Consider the following 19,368-nt stretch of genomic DNA (forward strand, 5'->3'; position numbering starts at 1 on the left):
GACGATTATGGGCGAAAGCGCGGGATAGACAAAATCCTTTCAGCCACAAGGGTGTACTCATGTTTAGGGCTATGCTCGCAAGATGATCCTATTTCCCGATTTGCTCTCGTTGCCCCATCAGTTGCGCCACCCCGAAGTGCGCGACCTGGCCTGGGTCATCCTCGCGCCGCCGATGCTCGTCGATACGCCGTGGCCGCAGCGGCATCCGCTGGCCGGCAGCGACTGGGTGCAAGAACCGCATCGCCTGGAGCACTGGCTGCGGCAACTGGACCGTGACAGTTATGACTTGCTGCATTGGCTGTCCCAGGCCCGAACCCGGCGTTTGGGCCTGTATTACGAGCGCCTTTGGCAGTACGCGGTGCGTCACGCGCCGGGTATCGAGCTGATCGCCGCCAACCTGCCGATCCGCCGTGAAGGCCACACGCTGGGCGAATTGGACATGCTGCTGCGTGATCGCGACGGCGTGCATCACCTGGAACTGGCGATCAAGCTCTATCTGGGGCCGCAAAATGGCGACGGGCATGACTCCGCGCAGTGGCTCGGCCCCGGCTGTCATGATCGACTGGACCGCAAACTGGCGCACCTGGCTCAGCATCAATTGCCCATTTCTGCCCGCAGCGAAAGTCGCGAAGTGCTGGCAGCCCTGGATATCCAGCAGTTCAGCGCGCACTTGTGGCTCGGCGGTTACCTGCTGTATCCGTGGCCGGGCCTCGCCGACCCCCCCAGCGGCGCGCATCCGCAGCATTTGCGCGGTAGCTGGCTGCATCAGAAAGACTGGGCGGACTTTGTCGTGCAACGCCCCTTCGGCCGCTGGCAGCCCCTGCCCCGCCATGCCTGGCTGGCGCCGGCGTATTATCCTGCGGAGCAGACCTGGAGCGTCGAGCAATTGAGTGCGTGGCTCGGTGATCTGGAGCCTTTGGCGCCGGCGCAGTTGATGGTGCGCCTGACCGAAAACGCCGAGGGGGATTGGGAGGAAGCAGAGCGGTTGTTTCTGGTGGCGGATCTTTGGCCGAATGTGCCGGGTAATGGTTGAGAGGTGTGGTGTCTGGACCGGCCCCTTCGCGAGCAGGCTCGCTCCCACAGGGGATCTGCGCCATGACGACGTCAAATGTGGGAGCGAGCCTGCTCGCGAAGAGGCCGACCAGGTCTAAAAGGACAACCGCACAGCCAACGCCGCCAACGTCACCAGCAAAACCGGCACCGTCAGCACCACCCCGACCTTGAAGTAATACCCCCACCCGATCCGGATGCTCTTGCGCTCCAGCACATGCAGCCACAACAACGTCGCCAGACTGCCAATCGGCGTGATCTTCGGCCCCAGGTCGCTGCCGATGACGTTGGCGTAAATCATCGCCTCCTTCACCACACCACTGGCCTGACTGGCATCGATCGACAGCAAACCGATCAGTACCGTCGGCAAATTGTTCATGATCGAAGACAGAATTGCTGTCAGCACGCCAGTGCCCATGGCCGCGCCCCACACACCGTAATGGGCAAAACCATCGAGCCAACCGGCCAGATACCCGGTCAGCCCGGCGTTGCGCAGGCCATACACCACCAAATACATGCCCAGCGAGAAAATCACGATCTGCCACGGCGCTTCTTTCATCACCTTGCGTGTGGAAATCTTGTGGCCTCGCGCGGCGATACCCAGCAGCAACGCGGCGCAAACAGCGGAAATGGCGCTGATTGGAATGCCCAGCGGTTCCAGGGCAAAACAACCCACAAGCAGGATCACCAAGACCACCCAACCAGCATAAAACGTTGCCTTGTCATGGATCGCGGTAGCCGGCTGCTCCAATTGTTCGGGGTCGTAATCCTTGGGAATATCGCGACGGAAGAACCACATCAGCATCGCCAACGTGGCCGCGACGCTCACCAGGTTGACCGGGATCATGACCGCCGCGTAGCGGTTGAACGTGATGTGGAAGAAGTCGGCGGAAACGATGTTCACCAGGTTCGACACCACCAGCGGCAGGCTCGCGGTGTCGGCGATGAAACCGGCGCCCATTACGAACGCCAAGGTGGCCGCCGGGGAGAACCGCAGTGCCAGCAGCATGGAAATCACGATGGGCGTGAGGATCAGCGCCGCGCCGTCATTGGCGAACAAGGCCGAGACTAATGCCCCCAGCAAGACCATATAAGCAAACAGCTTGCGCCCGCTGCCCCGGCCCCAACGGGCAACGTGCAAGGCGGCCCAGGCAAAGAAACCCGCCTCGTCCAGCAGCAAACTGATGATGATCAGCGCCACGAACGTGCCGGTGGCATTCCAGATGATCTGCCACACAATCGGGATGTCGCTCACCTGCACAACGCCGAAAATCAGCGCCAGCACGGCACCGAATACCGCACTCCAGCCCACGCCCAGGCCTTTGGGTTGCCAGATCACCAGGGTGATGGTCAGCAGGAAAATGAGTGAGGCGATGAGCATGCAAAGCAACCTTGCGCGGAAAAACAAACCGCGATTCAGCCGCAACGCATGACCAGAGTAAAGCCCCAATTTCTACACACCCCCGATCCCGTACAAAAAAAGGTTACAGACCGATGACATGGCCTTGCACTGGCGCAACCCGGCCGTTGAACAGCCATTGTTCGACTATGAGCTGATGACCCTCGAACACCAGATCGCCGAACCCAAGCACCATCGGCGGGTGTTCCAGGAGCTGTCGCAGAAGTGGCGCGAAGCGTTTGCGGCGTGTAGTGATTTACCTGAGCAACCGTCAGAAACGAACATTGATGCGTGGCTGATCACCGCTTGGAGTGGCCGGCGTTATTGCGTGACCGCACAGCCGGCGGCGGTGCAAACGGCTGCGTGGCTGGCGGAGATCGAGTCGATGATCTGTGGCCGACTGATGAACACCCCCTAACCCCTGTAGGAGTGAGCCTGCTCGCGATAGCGGTCTGTCAGCTGACATTGATTTAACTGACACGACGCTATCGCGAGCAGGCTCATTCCTACAGGGGGAGACGGTGTTTTCAGACTTTTTTGTGTTGTTCGACCCACTTCGCGTAAGCATTGATAAAGCTCTGCAGGAACGGCTTCACTGATTCGGACAATTTGCCCGCCTCGTCAAACGCCGAACCCGCCCCTCCGAGGTAGGCTTCCGGCTGCTGCATGCACGGTACATCCAGAAACACCATGGACTGGCGCAAGTGGTGGTTGGCGCCAAAACCGCCGACTGCACCCGGCGAAACACTGATCACCCCGCCCGGCTTTCCACTCCAGGCGCTCTGGCCATAGGGCCGCGATCCCACGTCGATTGCATTCTTCAACGGCGCGGGTACCGAGCGGTTGTATTCCGGGGTGACGAACAGCACTGCGTCGGATGAACGTACTTGTTGCCGGAAAGTGCTGTAGGCTGCCGGCGGTGAAGCACCATCGATGTCTTCGTTGTAGAGCGGCAAGTCGCCGATTTCGACGATTTGTAGCTTGAGATTTGCCGGTGCCAGGTCAGCCAGGGCCAATGCCACCTTGCGATTGATCGATGCCTTTCTCAAGCTGCCGACCACGACGGCGATCGTATAGACGTTACTCATGGAAGATGTCTCGACTGTCCGATGGAAAGAACTTGTAGGTATAGATGACGATTCACCCAGCGGGCTCTGAATTTCACCGCCCCTGACTATTTTTTTCTTGTAGGAAAACTTACTTCGCTTAACCACGGTCTACAGAACCGAAAATTGAGTGATTTATCTCCAGAGGTTCTAAACAGATGGCAGCAGTACTTGTCGGTCAGTTCCATGCAAGAGATGCGGAAGGCCGCGTTTATTCCGTGCATGAGTTCCAGGAATCCACCCCGTCGGCAGACGGCCTCGGCGGCACGGAGCCTGTCACCACCTACAAACTGGCCATTGGCGATCGCGTCAAGAAGCTCGATGACAACCAGTTTCTGCTGGTTCAATCGGACGTGACCATCGTGCGTGAACCCGACACCTTCGTCGGCAGCGTGCCGGAAGCCAACGTCGCTTCATAACCCCGCGTTATGAGCAGAAGTCATATGCACGCACTTGAGTTAGGATTCAGTCACTGATTCCCTCACCTGCTGAACATGGACTTCACGCATGCGTTTACGCCATATCGAAGTGATCCACGCGCTTGTGCAGACCGGTCACCTGGGCACCGCCGCCGAATGGCTGCAGTTGCCGGTGACCGAGGTTGAAGGCATTTTGCGCGAGGCCGAGGGTCAGTTGGGTTTCATGCTGTTCTCCAGCGTGCGTGGGCGCTTGCAGGCGACCCGCGAAGCGCGGGAGCTGGAAGCACAAATCACCCACGTCTACGAAGCGCTGGAGCCCGTCCAACGCCTGGCCGCCAGTCTCAAGCAGTACCAGGCACCGCCCCTGCGCATCATCTGCACCCCGCCGCTTGCTCAACAATTGCTGCCCCAGAGCATCGCCGCGCTGCGCCGTCGCCTGCCCGACGCGCCTTGCAGCCTGTTGAGCCAACCGACCCGCGAGATCATCAAATCCCTGCTGTTGCGCGAAAGCGATCTGGGATTAAGCCTGCATGACCCCGATCACGCCGACATCCATTGCCAAGTGATCGCCCAAGGCAAGCTCCAGCTCCTGGCGCCCCATGGCTGGCTGCAACCCAAGCAGAAGTACATTTCGTTGCAGGACTTGGCGGGCCAGTCGATGGTCGGCCTCGAAGGCCACGATCCGCTGAGCCGTGCCCTGGAGAACAAATTGCAGGCGTTGCGTCCAGCCCCGGTCGTGCATATCCGGGTGCAGACGCATCAGATGATGCGCAGCATGGTCGAGGCCGGTGAAGGTCTGGCGATTGTCGACCCTTTTACCGCCTTGGGCGCCAAAACCAGTGGACTGGATGTTTGCCCATTGGCCCCGGCGGTGCCGGTCAGCCTCTACGCCTTGACCCTGAAAAACGGCGAGCCCGCCGCCGCCATTCAGACACTGCTGGAGATCGTTACGGAACAAGCCGCGGCGATGCTGGCGAACTGATCGGGTGTTCCAGCGCATTATCGAACAAGCGATACCAGAACAGCGCCACTTCGGCGGTGTTCGGATCGATCCCGCGATAGCGCAGATGATCCATCCCGCCGATCACGTACCCACAACGCTCATAGAGCCGACAGGCGCCTAGGTTGTTGTTTTGGGTTTCGAGCATGATGCCCGGCAGTTTTTTCTTGCGGCTCCAGAACTGAGCCACGTCCAGCAGGGCTTTGGCCACCCCGTGGTGCCGCGCCGGGGCATGCACCGCCAGCTCGTCGATATGGGCAAAGCCGTTCCAGTTGGTGCTGACCACCAGATGACCGACCGGCTCATCGTCGAGGTACGCCATGAAAATCGCACTGTCGGCGGCATCGCGAAAGCTGCTGAACTCTTCCGGGTCAATGCCGTAGCACTTTCGATAAGGCGTAATCGGCGTAATTAGCCACTGATCGACCGGTTTGCCGATTTCGGCAGCACCATAGGCGGCGACTTCAAAACTGAAATCACTGCCCCAGATGTAGGCCGCAAAGCCGTCATCGGCGACACGCACCGACAGGCCGGGGTACTTGGGATTAATGACAGGTTGCATACTGGGAAAGGTCCTCATTCCTTGATGCAATCGACGGTGTAGTGCCGTCCATTGCCCTCGTCTTCGTGTTGCAAACCATGCACATCGACGACGAATCCTGGGAAACTGCTATCAAACGTCCGTGCAAATGAAAGATAGTCGATGATTGACCGAGTCGACTCGGTGAACCGCTCACCCGGCATGATCAGCGGTATGCCTGGCGGATACGGAACCAGCATCACCGCAGCGATCCGCCCATCCAGAGCATCGATCGACACCGCCTCCACTTCGCCCCTTACCAGATGATCATAGGCGTCAGCGGGCTTCATGACGATTTCCGGCAGTACGGTGTACATGCGCTTGAGGTGCTTGGCCGTGGCATTGCTGCGATAACAGGCATGCAATTGATCGCACAAATCGCGCAACCCCATGCCTTGATAGCGCCCGACACTCTGTTGCGCCACACAGGGCAGGCAGGTGGCCAGGCTGACGTTGGCGTCGTAGCTGCGCTTGAACTCCAGCAACTCGGTCAACAGCGTGCTCCACTTGCCTTTGGTAATGCCCATGGAGAACAACACCAGGAACGAATACAGCCCGGTCTTCTCGACCACCAGCCCGCGTTCCCAGAGGAACTTGCTGACCACCGCCGCCGGAATCCCGCGTTCGCTCAGCGCGCCGCCTGCGGTCAGGCCGGGCATGACCAGGGTGACTTTAATCGGGTCGAGCAACACATAATCGTCAGTGACACCGCCAAAGCCGTGCCAGTCTGCATCGGGTTGCAGCAGCCAGTCTTCGGTGGTCACGCGATCGATGCCTTCCACCGACGGCGGCTGCCAGATGGAAAACCACCAGTCATCCGCCGCGATGTGCTGCCGCAGATTGGCCAGGGCGCGTCGAAAGCTCAGGGCCTCGTCGAACATCTCCTGCAACAGCGAACGCCCGGCCGGGCCTTCCATCATCGCCGAGGCCACGTCCAGCGAGGCAATGATGCTGTACTGCGGCGAGGTGGAGATGTGCATCATGAACGCTTCGTTGAACCGATCGCGGTCCAGTTGCCGCGCACCGCCGTCCTGAACATGAATCATCGAGGCCTGGCTGAACGCCGCCAGCAACTTGTGCGTGGAGTGCGTGGTGAACACCAGCGGGCTGTCTTCGCTGCGCGAGGTGCCCATGCCGTAGCGTCCGGCGAAGAACTCGTGAAACGCCGCGTAGGCGTACCAGGCCTCGTCGAAATGCAGCACCTCGACGCTGTTGCCCAGGTTCTGTTTGATCAACTCGGCGTTGTAGCAAAGACCGTCGTAGGTTGAATTAGTGATCACCGCCAGTTTGACCTTGGGCGCTCGGCCCTTGGTCAGCGGGCTGGCGTCGATCTTGGCCTGGATCGATTCGCGGCTGAATTCGCTCAGTGGAATCGGACCGATGATCCCCAGTTCATTGCGCTCCGGGCACAGGTACAACGGGATCGCGCCGGTCATGATGATCGAATGCAACACCGACTTGTGGCAGTTGCGGTCCACCAGCACCAGGTCATCGCGCGCGACCATCGAATGCCAGACGATTTTGTTGGCGGTCGAAGTGCCATTGATCACGAAAAAGGTGTGATCGGCGCCGAAATTGCGCGCGGCTCGGGCTTCCGCCTCGGCCAGTGGACCGGTGTGATCGAGCAACGAGCCCAGCTCAGGCACCGACACTGATAAATCCGAACGCAGGGTGTTTTCCCCAAAGAACTGGTGAAACGCTTGCCCGACCGGGCTCTTGTGATACGCCACGCCACCGCCGTGGCCCGGCGTGTGCCAGGAATAATTGGAGTCGGCAGTGTGTTGCACCAGCGCCTTGAAAAACGGCGGCAGCAGACCATCCAGGTATTTGCGCGCAGCACGGGCCACCTGCCGAGCCAGGAATGGCACGGTGTCTTCGAACAGGTAAAGAATCCCGCGCAGCTGATTGAGCTCGGCCATGGCATCGGCCGGCGCGTTTTCCAGAGTCACTTGTTCGCCGAGGGCGAAGATCGGCAGGTCCGGCGCGCGCACTCGCGCCAGGCCGATCAGTTCGGCCATGTTTTGCAACAAATGCGAGTGAGTGCTGGGGTCTTCGGCGGCAATCAACATGCAGGAGAGGCCGTGGTGGGTCGACGCGACCAGCCGCCCTTCGGTGTAATCCACCGCCGAAACGATGCTGAAGCCTTCCTGCTCCAGCTCCCGGGCGATGCCCCGCACGCGATCACCGGCGACGGTGTCGGCCTTGATGTCGCGGTGGACGATCAGGACCGGGAATTTCAAATCTTTATACATGGGGCTCAGTGTCCTGAGGCGGCAGACCGTGGCCTGCCAATACCCTCAGGGTAGAGGGTTGAGGCGGATGTGGCGAGTGGCGATGCCCTGAAGTGGGTCAATCGGCGCACCATCATGTGGCCATCAATTCCAAGACTTCGGCAGCTTACCTGTGGCGAGGGAGCTTGCCCCCTCGCCACAACAAGCTCTCCTCGCCACAACAGCCCTTGAATCAGGCCTGGGCCTTGGCGTCCGCCAGTTGTTGCCACAACGACGGGGCGCCGGCGGCTTTGGCGATGGCTTCCAGACGCGCGACATGTTGAGCCAGGTCATCTTCGCTGGCGCGGATGATTCGGGCGCGGATGCGGTCGGCGGGCAAGCGGCGGATTTCGGTGGCGGAGTTGTCCGCGCCTTCGCCGGAGCCATTACCGTCGGACGCATTGCCGGCCAGCGACAGGCTGGTCTGGCCGCCGGTCATGGTCAGGTAAACGTCGGCAAGGATCTCGGAGTCGAGCAACGCGCCGTGCAATTCACGGCCCGAGTTGTCGACGCCATACCGTTTGCACAAGGCGTCGAGGCTGTTGCGCTGCCCCGGGTGACGTTCCCTGGCCATCATCAAGGTGTCGAGGATCGAGCAGTGTTGGGTGATGTCCGCACGTTCGTGCTGGCCCATCAGGGCGAATTCGTTGTTGATGAAACCAACGTCGAACGCTGCGTTATGGATGATCAGCTGCGCGCCTTTGATGAATTCAAAGAACTCATCGGCCACTTCAGTGAAGCGCGGCTTGCCCACCAGGAATTCATTGGTGATGCCGTGGACGCCAATGGCGCCTTCGTCACTCTCGCGATCCGGTTGCAGGTAAACGTGAAAATGCCGGCCCGTCAGGCGCCGACCAATCAACTCGACACAACCGATTTCGATAATCCGGTGGCCGTCGGTCACCGGCATGCCGGTGGTTTCGGTATCGAGTACAACGGATCTGGTGGCCATCAGTGCTCAGCTCTCAACGGGTCAATCGTGCAAAAGCGGCGATGTTAACACGCTCGCCCAGGTGTTTCAGGTAGACCGTGTCACGGCCTTCGCGAGCCGGCTCGCTCTCACACTTGACCGAGTTCCAATGTGGGAGCGAGCCTGCTCGCGAATGGCCATGACCCGGTATTTCGACATACGCCCACTCAGGCCTGCTTGTACCCGCGCACTTCATCCACCCCACGGTTGGCCAACTGGTCAGCCCGTTCGTTACCGTGGTGACCAATGTGCCCACGCACCCATTTCCAGGTGACTTTGTGGCGATTGACCTGCTCATCCAGCAACTTCCACAGATCAGCATTTTTAACCGGTTCTTTCGCCGCTGTTTTCCAGCCGCGTTTCTTCCAGTTGTCCATCCATTCGTTGATGCCTTTCATCACGTACTGCGAGTCAGTCACCAGCAACACGTCGCAGGAGCGCTTGAGCTCTTCGAGGCCACGAATCGCGCCCATCAGCTCCATGCGGTTGTTGGTGGTGTTGGCTTCGCCGCCCCACAGTTCCTTTTCAACGCCTTTGCACACCAGCAGTGCGCCCCAGCCGCCAGGGCCCGGGTTGCCTTTGCAGGCGCCGTCGGTGAAGAGTTCTACGCTATCGCTCATGCCAATCTATCCAGAAAATGCGGTGGCTCGCCGATCCGTGATCGACGATGCCCGAGGCCGGGACTGACCCGGTCGGGAAAATAAACAGTATTACGGGTCGATGCGACGGCGATTGACCTTGGCCATCGGCAAGGGAATCAGCTTGCCCATCGGTTCGCGCCGTTCCTGACGCAGTGGACGCAAACCCACGACAATCTTGCGCGCCACCAATAAATAGAAGCCGCCACCCGACAGTTGCCAGTCACCGGCCTTGCGTTCCCAACCGGCCAGACGAGCTTGCCAGGCGGGTGACGCAAGCGGCGGACGATAGCACCCGAAGCGGCGTTTCTCCAGCGCGAAACCCAGCAGGTTCAGCCAGTCGGCAACGCGCGATGGCGAGATACAGCGCGCCTTGCGCATGGCGTCATGGGCGAACACATGACGCAGCCCCCAAGTGCTCCAGGGATTGATGCCGATGATCAGCAAATGCCCACCGGGCCGCACGCTGCTCGCCGCTTCACGCAGCAAACCGTGGGGCGACAGGCAGAAATCCAGCCCATGCTGCAACACCACCACGTCGGCGGCGTGCTCGCTCAACGGCCAGGCTTGTTCTTCACATACGATCTCGACGCCGGGCAACGGTGCACCGAGGCGCACATTGCGCTGCACTTGCGGCGCCGACGGTGGCGTCTGGGCCGACGGACCGTAATGCACCAGGTAACCGCCGAAGAAGCGCCCCAACTCGTCTTCGAGCATGCGTCGTTCTTCGTCCAGCAAAAATTGCCCGATAGGGCCGGACAGCCATTCACGGGCCGCGCTGATCAATGTCAGCCACTCGGGATCAGCCTGAGCGAACGCTTTATCGGTCATTGCATTCTCCAACGCGCCAGGAAGTTCTAAGATGCGCCATTGTTTTCCGCTTGGCGAATCCGACGATGATACAGATCAGTGCCCTGCCCGCCTTCACCGACAACTACATCTGGTTGTTACAAGACCACCGTACTCAGCGCTGCGCCGTGGTCGATCCGGGCGATGCCGCCCCCGTGCAGGCCTGGCTTGCGGCACATCCGGGCTGGGTATTGAGCGATATTCTGATCACTCATCACCACCATGACCACGTCGGTGGCGTCGAGCAGCTGAAAAAAGCGACAGACGCGACAGTCTACGGCCCGGCCAGCGAATCCATCCCGCAGCGGGACATCGCGCTCAAGGACAACGACCGGGTCAGCGTGCTCGGCTGGGACTTCGATGTGTACGCCGTCCCCGGCCATACCCTGGGGCACATTGCCTATTATCATCATGGCCTGCTGTTCTGCGGTGACACCCTGTTTGCCGCCGGTTGCGGCCGCTTGTTCGAAGGCACGCCGCAGCAGATGCACACCTCGCTGACACGCCTGGCTGCATTGCCCGAAGACACGCTGGTGTATTGCACCCACGAATACACCCTGAGCAACCTCAAGTTTGCCGCAGCGGTCGAGCCAGACAACCGCGACACCGCCGAGCGCCTCGAAAAAGTGACCCAACAACGCGCCGCCGGAATCATGACCCTGCCGTCGACCCTGGCCCTGGAAAAGCTCACCAATCCGTTTTTACGGGTTGATGAAACATCTGTTAAAGAAAAAGTGGACGAACGGAATGGCCCCAATAACCGGGCTCCGAGTGCGGTTTTTGCTGCGTTGCGGGCTTGGAAAGATACGTTCTAGACCGTCATCCTATTGCAATGAAAATTCTGAATGGTTGACCGCAGGGGGTACCCTTTCTAGAATCGGCCGACATTTTTGCCCGGAACTTACTTCCAGCCAATGTCGTCATCTATTCGTAAAGCCATCAATTCAGACGCATTGACCCGCTTGGCTCAAGCCATCGCGGTGGCTGTGTCCGCCACTCTGGCGGGCTGTTCCAGCCATGTGCCGCAGACCGACGCGGCACATACCCCGAATATCGCCGCTCGCGCCAAACAGAAGCCGATCTGGCTCAGCGAAAAACCCTCGCCGCAAGTACCGCAGGACGTCTGGGAGCGCATGCGCCAGGGTTTCCAGTTGCAGGACGGCCTGGGCGTCAACCCGCGTATCGAGCAACAGCGACTGTGGTTCGCCAGTAACCCGTCCTTCCTTGAAAATGCCGGCGAGCGCGGCAGCCTGTACATTCACTACATCATCGAACGCCTTGAAGAACGCAACATGCCGCTGGAACTGGCGCTGCTGCCAGTGATTGAAAGCGCCTACAACCCGATGGCCTATTCCCGGGCCGACGCGGTGGGTCTTTGGCAGTTCATCCCTTCCACCGGGCGTTACTACAACCTGCGCCAGACCCGTGCCTATGATGGCCGACGCGACATTACCGCCTCGACCACCGCGGCCATGGATTACCTGACCCGCCTGCATGACATGTTCAACGGTGACTGGCTGCTCGCCCTCGCCGCCTACAACGCCGGTGAAGGCACTGTCAGCCGGGCTATCGAGCGCAATGAAAGGCTCGGCCTGCCGACCGATTACTGGAACCTTCCGCTGCCGGCAGAAACCCAAGCGTATGTGCCGAAGCTGCTGGCCTTGTCGCAAGTGGTCCTGGCGCCCGAAGCGTACGGTGTGAACCTCAGCCCGATCGCCAACGAACCGTACTTCCAGGTCGTCGAAATCAACCAGCGCATGGACCTGTCCAAGGTTGCCGAGGTTGCCAACATCGACGAAGACGAACTGTTCCAGCTCAATCCGGCGTTCAAACAGCGCACCACCCTCGATGGTCCCCAGCACTTGCTGGTGCCAACGTCCAAGGCGCAGTTGCTGACCACCAGCCTGTCGACCATGCGTCCGGAAGAGTTGATCAGCAAGAAGCCTCGCAAACCGGTCTTCGAAGGCGCAGACGATGTTCAACTCGCCAGCGTCAAGCGCACCACCTACCGGGTCAAACGCGGCGACAACCTCGGCACCATCGCCAAGGCCAACAAAGTCGACGTCGAAGACTTGCAACGCTGGAACAAGTTGACGGGCAAGCACCTCAAGACGGGTCAGACCCTGGTGATGCAAGACAACACCAAGCGCAGCGGTGGCCGCGTCAACACGGTCGTGGCCGCCAACAGCAAAGCCGACAAAAAGAAGTCGCAGACCCAATACAAGGTCCAGCAAGGCGATTCGCTGTACATCGTCGCCAAGCGCTTCAATGTCGAGATGCAGCACCTCAAGCGCTGGAACCCGCGCGTTGGCCAGGCGCTGAAGCCTGGCCAGATGCTGGTGGTGTCTTCACCACGCTAAAAAGAGCCCCTGAATTCAGGGTTTTTTTTTGCTCGCAGCCCGGTTGTCTGGCGAGAATGCAATCCCTGTGGGAGCGAGCCTGCTCGCGAAAGCGGTTGCACATTCAACATTGATGTTGGCTGACACTCCGCTTTCGCGAGCAGGCTCACTCCCACAATGGACCGCGTCGCTCTGAGCTTTGTGGTCACAACCGACTGCGCTGGGCTAAGGTGTTTGCACAGCCCTGACGCATCGAGTCTTCATGCCCTACCTCACCCACACCCACCCTCGCCTGTCCTCTGCCGCCACCCTCGGCCTCGCGGCAGGCATTCTGGCTCCCGCCGATTCGGTGATCAGCAAAATCCTCATCGGCTGGAACGCCGGGGTCTGGACTTACCTGATCCTCATGCTCTGGCTCGCCGCCCGCGCCAAGGCCCCGGACGTTAAGCGCATCGCCGAGATCGAAGACGAAAACGCCGGGTTGGTCCTGTTTGTGGTGTGTATCGCCGCGATCGCCAGCCTCGCCACCATCACCTTCGAGCTGGCAGGCAGTAAAGACCTGGAAACCACCCGTAAGCTCCTGCATTACGGCTTTACCGGGCTCACTGTCATCGGGTCGTGGTTGCTGATCGGGGTCATCTTCAGCGTGCACTACGCCCGTTTGTTCTACACGTGGGATGGAAAAGACCTGGCACTACGCTTTGCGGAAGGACTGGAAACGCCTAACTATTGGGACTTCCTGTACTTCTCGTTCACCATCGGGGTGGCGGTGCAGACCTCGGATGTCGGCGTGGCGACCCGGGACATGCGCAAGATTGTATTGGCGCAGTCGCTGATCGGTTTTCTGTTCAACACGGCAATTCTCGGCTTTTCAATCAACATCGCAGCGGGGCTTTTTGGGTGACTAACCGCGAAACGCGATAGCAATCCAATCCTTTATACCTGTCATATTTGACAGTTTCGCTGCAATAGTCTTTGACTTATGTTTGGGCATACAGGAATTCCTTTCCTGCCGAATCCATTGGCCAAGGAGCAACACCATGCCTACTAAACAACCTCAAGAATCGACACTCTCAGCCACCGCCATTGCCCAGGTGAACGAAAACACGCTCAGTGCAGATTTGAAAGGCGGCATCAGCGATAAATTCAAGTCTGACAGCGTTGCTGTCAAGCTCATTGATCAGCATTTGGAACTCGTTGCAGTTCAGACGGTTTGGGAACTGCTTCCACCCAAACAACACCAAATTGTCCTCCGTATCAAGGAAAGCCTTAAGGCCGGGAACCATTCATTCGGCACCGATAATGATGAGATTGTCGCCACGTACTTCACACCGAATCAGGCCCCTGAGGTTTTTAAAGCGATCAGAGGCACGCTTGATCTCGAATTTGACCCGACAGAAGATCTTTTTGTAGGTAGTCTGACTTTCGAAGCTGTAGGCATAGGCAGTCCCGATAAAAAGGTATCGGTGGAAAATGGTCAGTTCGTTTGGCGTAAGTAACATCAGTCGGTGCCATACCCCCGGTAGCCCCAAAAACTCGTTGGGACTACCGGGGGCGCACAAACCTTCTAGACTCTCTCCCCCCATCCCGCGCTAACCTGCCAGGGTCATACACTTTCTTTCAGGTGCTCATGGCCCCTCACAACTGGATCGACCTGGCCCAGGATGCCGACACCGGCATCGAGACCCTGCGCGCGCATTTCGAAGGCCACGCTTACGATCCGCACTGGCACGACAGCTATCTGGTGGGCGTGACCGAGCAAGGCGTCCAGCAATTCAATTGCCGGCGTACCCGCCACCAAAGCACGCCGGGCAAGGTGTTTTTGCTCGAACCAGGCGACATCCACGACGGCGAAGCGCCAACCGAGGATGGCTTCACCTATCGCATGCTGTACCTCGATCCACAGTGGCTCAGGCGCGAACTGAGTGCGGTATTCGAAACTGCCCCCGACAACAGTCAATTGAGTTTCGCCAACACACTGGCCAGCGACGCACGACTGGCCCACGCCACCAGCCTCGCCTTCCAGACCCTGCATGGCGGCGAACTGAAGATCGTGCGCCAGACCGCCCTCGACGGGTTGCTTGAACGCCTGACCAGCCACCTGCACTGGCGCACCCGTTATGCCCAAGACCCGCGCCTGCCGCTGGTTGCGCAAAAAGCCCGGGAGTACTTGCACGCCAACGCCCGATTCGACATCGGTCTCGATCAGGTGGCGGCGGCAACCGGTGTCGACCGATTCCGCCTGACCCGCGCGTTCAAAGCAGCCTACGGCATGGCGCCCCATGCGTACCTGGTGCAACTGCGCCTGGCCACTGCCCGACGCCTGTTGGCCCGTGGCGAACAGCCGGCGACGGTGGCGATGGAACTGGGTTTTGCCGATCAGAGCCATCTGGGGCGCTGGTTTGTGCGGGCGTATGGCATGACGCCGGCCATGTACCGCAAGCGCTGCTCAAATCTTCCAGACGCGTGAGGCCGACTTTGTGAGGATCAGCTCCTGAGATCATTCACGGAGCCCATTGTCATGTCGTCCACTTTCCCCACGTTGTTGCCGTTTGTGCTGTTCGCTTTTGTCGCGTCCATCACGCCGGGACCGACCAACATTCTGGTGCTGAGCAACAGCGCCCGGTATGGCTTCAAGGCGACTTTGCCGATCATTTTCGGTGCGTGCACCAGTGCCGCGCTGGTTGTATTGCTGGTAGGCAGCGGTTTCGGGCAAGCCTTGAACGCTCATCCCCTTATAGAAACATCCCTGCGATGGGCCGGCATTGTCTGGCTCAGTTACCTGGCGTGGCAGATTTTTCGTTCGCCGCCAGACAGAATCGATCCACAGTCCACGTCCGGCACGCCTCGACTCGGATTATGGAGCGCGGCCGGGCTCCAATGGATAAACCCAAAGACCTGGATGATGGCGTTGGCCGTGGTCGGTGTTTTTTCCGGGAGCAGTGCAGGAAAAATGCTGCAAGTGATGCAATTGTCGCTGGTGTTCTTTTTGGTATCACTGCCGTGTGTGGGGGGCTGGGCGATAGTGGGGGCGAAGTCTGGCAAATTGTTGCGCTCACCCGCCGCGCAAACGTATTTCAATAGAGGGATGAGCGTGTTGTTGCTATGTGCTGTCTGGTTGCCGGTCACGGTATAGAGAAGAGCGCGACAAGGACCTGCCAGCAGACATCTTGCGCCATGGTTTCGTCATTAATTTCACGAATGCCAGCCCTTGTAAACTGTCAACAATGACAGTTTACAACCTACCCCCTAACGGGCTTTTATAGTGCATCCAGGATTAGGGCCGAGCATGGCCTTTGGATACCTTACTTAACGTAACGGAGACCGAATCCATGAACGCTGTCATTAAACGTATCAGCTTTGCAGAGGGCAATTATGTCACTGCCGACGTTTTTGCAACTCACAAAGAAATTCCGGCATTTGTCGCTACTTCCCGATTCATCGACAAGCTTAAAGCAGGCCTCAATAAAATTGACACCGTTAAGATTACTGCCGTTGAACGGCCAACCCCAAAAACAAGAGCTAAAAGCTCGCCTGTTCGAGAAATCCATATGTGCGTACCCGGCGATTTCGAAACGGGTGTGCATTCACTGAAAACTCGCGCAGACGTGAGCTTTAGCTTCAAAGACGAAGACGGCACTATTTACGAAGGTGATTCGGGCGAAATCAAACTGGAGCCAGCGTCAGGGGAAAACGTCAAAGGCTCCTTCAATGTCAACCTCGAACTGCCAAATACTAACGGTAAGACCTTTATTATCAAAGGTGACTTTCAAGTACGAAAAGCAGGATAGTTCACAGTGCTATCAATAAAAAAGGGAAGCCAGCGCTTCCCTTTTTTACGTCACACTCAGAACGAGTAATGAGCCCCCATGTTCACACCATAGTCTTTGGTGACATTGTCACCTTTACTGGTTTCCAGTTCTGCATGGAGTTGCCAGCGATTGTTCAATGTCCATGAACCACCGGCCCCGACTTCGAGCCGGTTGCCCGACAGGTCATTGTTAAACTTGTTGTTGTTGACTCGCACTTCGTTATTGTTCACGAATTCACGAACAACGGCTGTCCGAATACGCGGTTGCAAAACGCTCCCGTTGGCCAGTGTCATGGCGCGCCCCAGCGTCACACCCGCCTTGCCCAGCAGCGAACGCGTGGTGTCGGCATCAACATTCAAACCGTTGTCCAGATTGAAATTCTTGCCTTGCACGGCGGCGCCCTGCCACAGGGTAAACACTTCTGCGTAATACCCGTCGCTGATGTCGATGTGCTTGCCAAACTCGCCGGACACACTCGCACCCAAGTTGTTGTAATGACCTTTGGTTTGACTGCCATCACTCATCGATACCTTGGCATCGTTGCGGAAATGATTAAGTTTGGCCACGGTATCCAGGTAATAACCGCTATTGCCCAGCCACGTGCCATAGAGGCCAAGGGACGTGCTATCGATTTCACCGGCACTGCCGCGACTCAAATCGAGGTTCGACTTGCTGTAGCCGGCAAACACGCCCAGTAATACCTGCTCGCCTGCAATCTGTACGGGGGTGTCGACCCCCATCGAAAGCCCGTACTGGTTCTGGCTGTAACCATCGCCGTAAGCGTTGTTGCTGATGCTGTACCGACTACCAAAAGAACGAACCCAAGCCCCTGTTTGCACCTCAAGTTTGCGCAGATCCCCCATCCGGTTGCTCACTAAAACAATCTCGCCCCAGCCCACTGTCGGCGCTGCGGCGTTAATTGCCAGGGCGGTGCGGGTCGGCGTGCTGACGACTGTTTTATCGGGTTGCAGGTACCAGTCATCACCTTGCTTGGCCAAGCGGTAAGTGAATGCACCCACGTCGACCCGATCGTTGACCAGGCCATACTGAGCACTGCCTGCGACGCTCTGCACGACCTTGATCGACGAGTCATTGACCGGTTCAAGGCCTGTACTGGTCACCAGTAACTGATGATTGCCGGCTGCGCTGCCGGTGACATTCAACAGGTCGCTGACACCCCTGTTGAAATCCGTACCCATCTCGAACGTACCGCTGCCTGCCAGGTTGGCCACGTTCAGCTGGAAGTAGTCCTGATTCCCGCCAAAGCGTACTCGCCCGCCATTATTGAGCGTGAGGTTGTTAACTGACTGGCTGTCAGTCATTTGCCACAGCGCACTATTGCCGATCGAGAAATTGGCGACATTGTTCACCTGACCGGTCAGGCTGGCGCCGTTGCTTAATGTCAGATCGGCAATGCTGTCAGCGGCAGCGTTGACATTCCCGGTCATCACGCTCTGGTTGCTGATCGTGGCATGGGCCACGTCCTGCAAATTGCCGGTGAACGTCGAGGCGTTATCGATCACTACGCTCGCGGCGCCCACTACGTTGCCATTCATCACGCTCCGGTTGTTGATTGTTGCATTGGCCACATTTTGCAGATTGCCGTTGAGCGTAGACGCGTTGTCGATCACCACGCTCGCGCCGTCCACCACGTTGCCCGTCACCACGCTCTGGTGGTCGATTCTTGCATTGGTCACATTTTGCAGATTGCCGTTCAGCGTAGATGCGTTGTCGATGACCACGCTGGAGGCGCCCAACACGTTGCCGGTCATCCGCGCCTGATTGTTGAGTGTTGCAGAGGTCACGTTCTGTAAATCACCCACCAATGACGCATTGTTTTGCAACGTGACGTCGGCTGAACTACCCGCGGCGACCACCACACTGCCGGTCAAGTCGCTGTTATCAACCAGAAAATTGGCCGACGCGCCCGGGCGGACTTCCAGCACCGTGTTGTTACCGGAAGCCAGGGTCGAGCGATTGCGTACCTGGATGTTGGCCACGGTTGGAAAGTTCGGCGCATTGATGCCGACCACAATGGCCGAGCCGGTCTTGCCTTCCACCCGAGTACTGTCCAGGACGATCGTCGTAGGAATGACCGTCGTTGCCAGAGTGTCAGTGCCCACGGTCACGCCGTTGAGCCCCCCGGTAATCGTGCTACCGCTGGCCACCAATGACCCCTCAAGCACGCGAACCCCGAAGCTGTTGGCACCGGTGCCTTCGACGGTCGAGTTCTGGATGTTGATGTCACTGAAACGGTTGCCCGCGATACCCCCTTGGAAACCTCGAACAACAGACCGGTCACGCAGGGTGACCTTGGAACCGCCGACGCTTGCGACACCGCGTACAGCCGATATCCCCATTCCGGTGGCACTGGTCACCGTTGAGTTGCTCAGCGTGGCGCTGGCGTTTGTCAGGGTAATCCCGTGGACAAAACCACCTGTTCCGTCGGTGGTCGTGCTCGAGTTGCTCAGGTTGACTGTCCCACCCGGTGCACTGGTGATACCTAGCGTTGTAGCTCCGGAGCCGAGCAGTGCGGCGTTGGTTTGAAGTTGCCAGGTCTCAACGGGGGTAGTGGCGTCGATGGACTGGCTGGTGCCCGTAGGGACGGTGGCAGCCTGAATCAGTGATGAATTCAACATCAAGGACATAAACGATAATGTCCAGATGCCGATTGATGTTTGGGGTAATGGAAGTTGCGACTTTGACGACATAGTTGAGCCCTACTCGATAGCATTCCGTCAGGAACAAGTCTCCGACTCAAACGGTGCACGAGCCGGACTAAAACGGCCGCCAGACTACGGTTTACCTACCCAGTGATATGTAGGACAAATCTTTGTGTGCGTACGACTTATCCATTTTTGATGTGCGAGGCTCCGTATCTGGACGTACAACACTTCGCTTCCACTGATGGAGACGACAACTAGTGCCGCCTCCAA

The 19,368-nt window shown here is 58.6% G+C and carries 19 protein-coding genes; 11 read left to right on the forward strand and 8 right to left on the reverse strand.

Annotated features, from left to right (window positions below):
• The first annotated feature begins 82 nt into the window (after positions 1–82).
• Complete coding sequence (locus tag AC07N8_RS00685; protein ID WP_493144837.1) at positions 83–1,033, forward strand: DUF1853 family protein; 951 nt, start codon at positions 83–85, stop codon at positions 1,031–1,033.
• Between the two features lie 114 nt (positions 1,034–1,147).
• On the opposite strand, the gene AC07N8_RS00690 is transcribed toward AC07N8_RS00685, so the two are convergent.
• Positions 1,148–2,431: an arsenic transporter gene (locus tag AC07N8_RS00690; RefSeq protein WP_493144838.1), complete on the reverse strand. Its 1,284-nt coding sequence runs from the start codon at positions 2,429–2,431 to the stop codon at positions 1,148–1,150.
• A gap of 118 nt (positions 2,432–2,549) precedes the next feature.
• Between AC07N8_RS00690 and AC07N8_RS00695 the strand changes: the two genes are divergently transcribed.
• Positions 2,550–2,867 (forward strand): hypothetical protein, encoded by a 318-nt coding sequence (locus AC07N8_RS00695; protein WP_493144839.1) that lies wholly within the window; start codon positions 2,550–2,552, stop codon positions 2,865–2,867.
• A gap of 109 nt (positions 2,868–2,976) precedes the next feature.
• Here the strand turns inward: AC07N8_RS00695 and AC07N8_RS00700 are convergent, their stop codons facing one another.
• Entirely contained in the window at positions 2,977–3,537 is a 561-nt protein-coding gene (locus AC07N8_RS00700) for an NADPH-dependent FMN reductase (RefSeq protein ID WP_483844090.1), read from the reverse strand.
• Positions 3,538–3,713: 176 nt separating this feature from the next.
• On the opposite strand from AC07N8_RS00700, the gene AC07N8_RS00705 reads away from it, so the two are divergent.
• Together AC07N8_RS00705 and AC07N8_RS00710 are read left to right on the forward strand one after the other, a co-directional pair.
• Complete coding sequence (locus AC07N8_RS00705; RefSeq protein ID WP_123435611.1) at positions 3,714–3,974, forward strand: hypothetical protein; 261 nt, start codon at positions 3,714–3,716, stop codon at positions 3,972–3,974.
• Positions 3,975–4,062: 88 nt separating this feature from the next.
• Entirely contained in the window at positions 4,063–4,956 is an 894-nt protein-coding gene (locus tag AC07N8_RS00710; RefSeq protein WP_493144840.1) for a LysR family transcriptional regulator, read from the forward strand.
• On the opposite strand, the gene AC07N8_RS00715 is transcribed toward AC07N8_RS00710, so the two are convergent.
• From AC07N8_RS00715 to AC07N8_RS00735, 5 genes are all read right to left on the reverse strand, one after another.
• Complete coding sequence (locus AC07N8_RS00715; RefSeq protein ID WP_483844088.1) at positions 4,922–5,536, reverse strand: GNAT family N-acetyltransferase; 615 nt, start codon at positions 5,534–5,536, stop codon at positions 4,922–4,924. The two genes, AC07N8_RS00710 and AC07N8_RS00715, sit on opposite strands and share 35 nt — an antisense overlap.
• A 14-nt stretch (positions 5,537–5,550) precedes the next feature.
• The gene (locus AC07N8_RS00720; protein ID WP_483844087.1) at positions 5,551–7,806 is read right to left on the reverse strand and encodes an Orn/Lys/Arg family decarboxylase; all 2,256 of its coding nucleotides are present in this window, start codon (positions 7,804–7,806) and stop codon (positions 5,551–5,553) included.
• A 211-nt stretch (positions 7,807–8,017) separates the two neighbouring features.
• Positions 8,018–8,776, reverse strand: coding sequence for a DNA polymerase III subunit epsilon (gene dnaQ / locus AC07N8_RS00725; RefSeq protein ID WP_493144843.1), 759 nt, complete (start codon positions 8,774–8,776; stop codon positions 8,018–8,020).
• A 185-nt stretch (positions 8,777–8,961) separates the two neighbouring features.
• On the reverse strand, positions 8,962–9,414 hold the full coding sequence (gene rnhA / locus AC07N8_RS00730; protein ID WP_493144845.1) for a ribonuclease HI: 453 nt from the start codon (positions 9,412–9,414) through the stop codon (positions 8,962–8,964).
• 90 nt (positions 9,415–9,504) lie between these two features.
• Positions 9,505–10,263, reverse strand: a complete 759-nt coding sequence (locus tag AC07N8_RS00735; protein WP_150780211.1) for a methyltransferase domain-containing protein — start codon at positions 10,261–10,263, stop codon at positions 9,505–9,507.
• A gap of 65 nt (positions 10,264–10,328) precedes the next feature.
• Here AC07N8_RS00735 and gloB point away from each other — a divergent pair, with 65 nt between their 5' ends.
• From gloB to AC07N8_RS00770, 7 genes are all read left to right on the forward strand, one after another.
• The gene (gene gloB, locus AC07N8_RS00740) at positions 10,329–11,096 is read left to right on the forward strand and encodes a hydroxyacylglutathione hydrolase (protein ID WP_493144847.1); all 768 of its coding nucleotides are present in this window, start codon (positions 10,329–10,331) and stop codon (positions 11,094–11,096) included.
• A 99-nt stretch (positions 11,097–11,195) separates the two neighbouring features.
• Positions 11,196–12,641, forward strand: a complete 1,446-nt coding sequence (locus AC07N8_RS00745; RefSeq protein WP_483844085.1) for a transglycosylase SLT domain-containing protein — start codon at positions 11,196–11,198, stop codon at positions 12,639–12,641.
• A 241-nt stretch (positions 12,642–12,882) separates the two neighbouring features.
• Positions 12,883–13,524 carry a DUF1345 domain-containing protein gene (locus tag AC07N8_RS00750; protein ID WP_493141857.1) on the forward strand — a complete coding sequence of 214 codons (642 nt, stop codon included), beginning with the start codon at positions 12,883–12,885 and terminating at the stop codon, positions 13,522–13,524.
• Positions 13,525–13,660: 136 nt separating this feature from the next.
• Positions 13,661–14,119 (forward strand): hypothetical protein, encoded by a 459-nt coding sequence (locus AC07N8_RS00755; protein ID WP_493141859.1) that lies wholly within the window; start codon positions 13,661–13,663, stop codon positions 14,117–14,119.
• Between the two features lie 131 nt (positions 14,120–14,250).
• On the forward strand, positions 14,251–15,090 hold the full coding sequence (locus AC07N8_RS00760) for an AraC family transcriptional regulator (protein WP_483842327.1): 840 nt from the start codon (positions 14,251–14,253) through the stop codon (positions 15,088–15,090).
• Between the two features lie 51 nt (positions 15,091–15,141).
• Complete coding sequence (locus AC07N8_RS00765; protein WP_483842328.1) at positions 15,142–15,756, forward strand: LysE family translocator; 615 nt, start codon at positions 15,142–15,144, stop codon at positions 15,754–15,756.
• Between the two features lie 196 nt (positions 15,757–15,952).
• Positions 15,953–16,411, forward strand: a complete 459-nt coding sequence (locus AC07N8_RS00770) for a hypothetical protein (RefSeq protein WP_493141861.1) — start codon at positions 15,953–15,955, stop codon at positions 16,409–16,411.
• Between the two features lie 56 nt (positions 16,412–16,467).
• On the opposite strand, the gene AC07N8_RS00775 is transcribed toward AC07N8_RS00770, so the two are convergent.
• Positions 16,468–19,080 carry an autotransporter outer membrane beta-barrel domain-containing protein gene (locus AC07N8_RS00775; protein WP_493141863.1) on the reverse strand — a complete coding sequence of 871 codons (2,613 nt, stop codon included), beginning with the start codon at positions 19,078–19,080 and terminating at the stop codon, positions 16,468–16,470.
• Positions 19,081–19,368: the final 288 nt, after the last annotated feature.

The organism is Pseudomonas sp. GW821-FHT10C09, assembly GCF_059415465.1.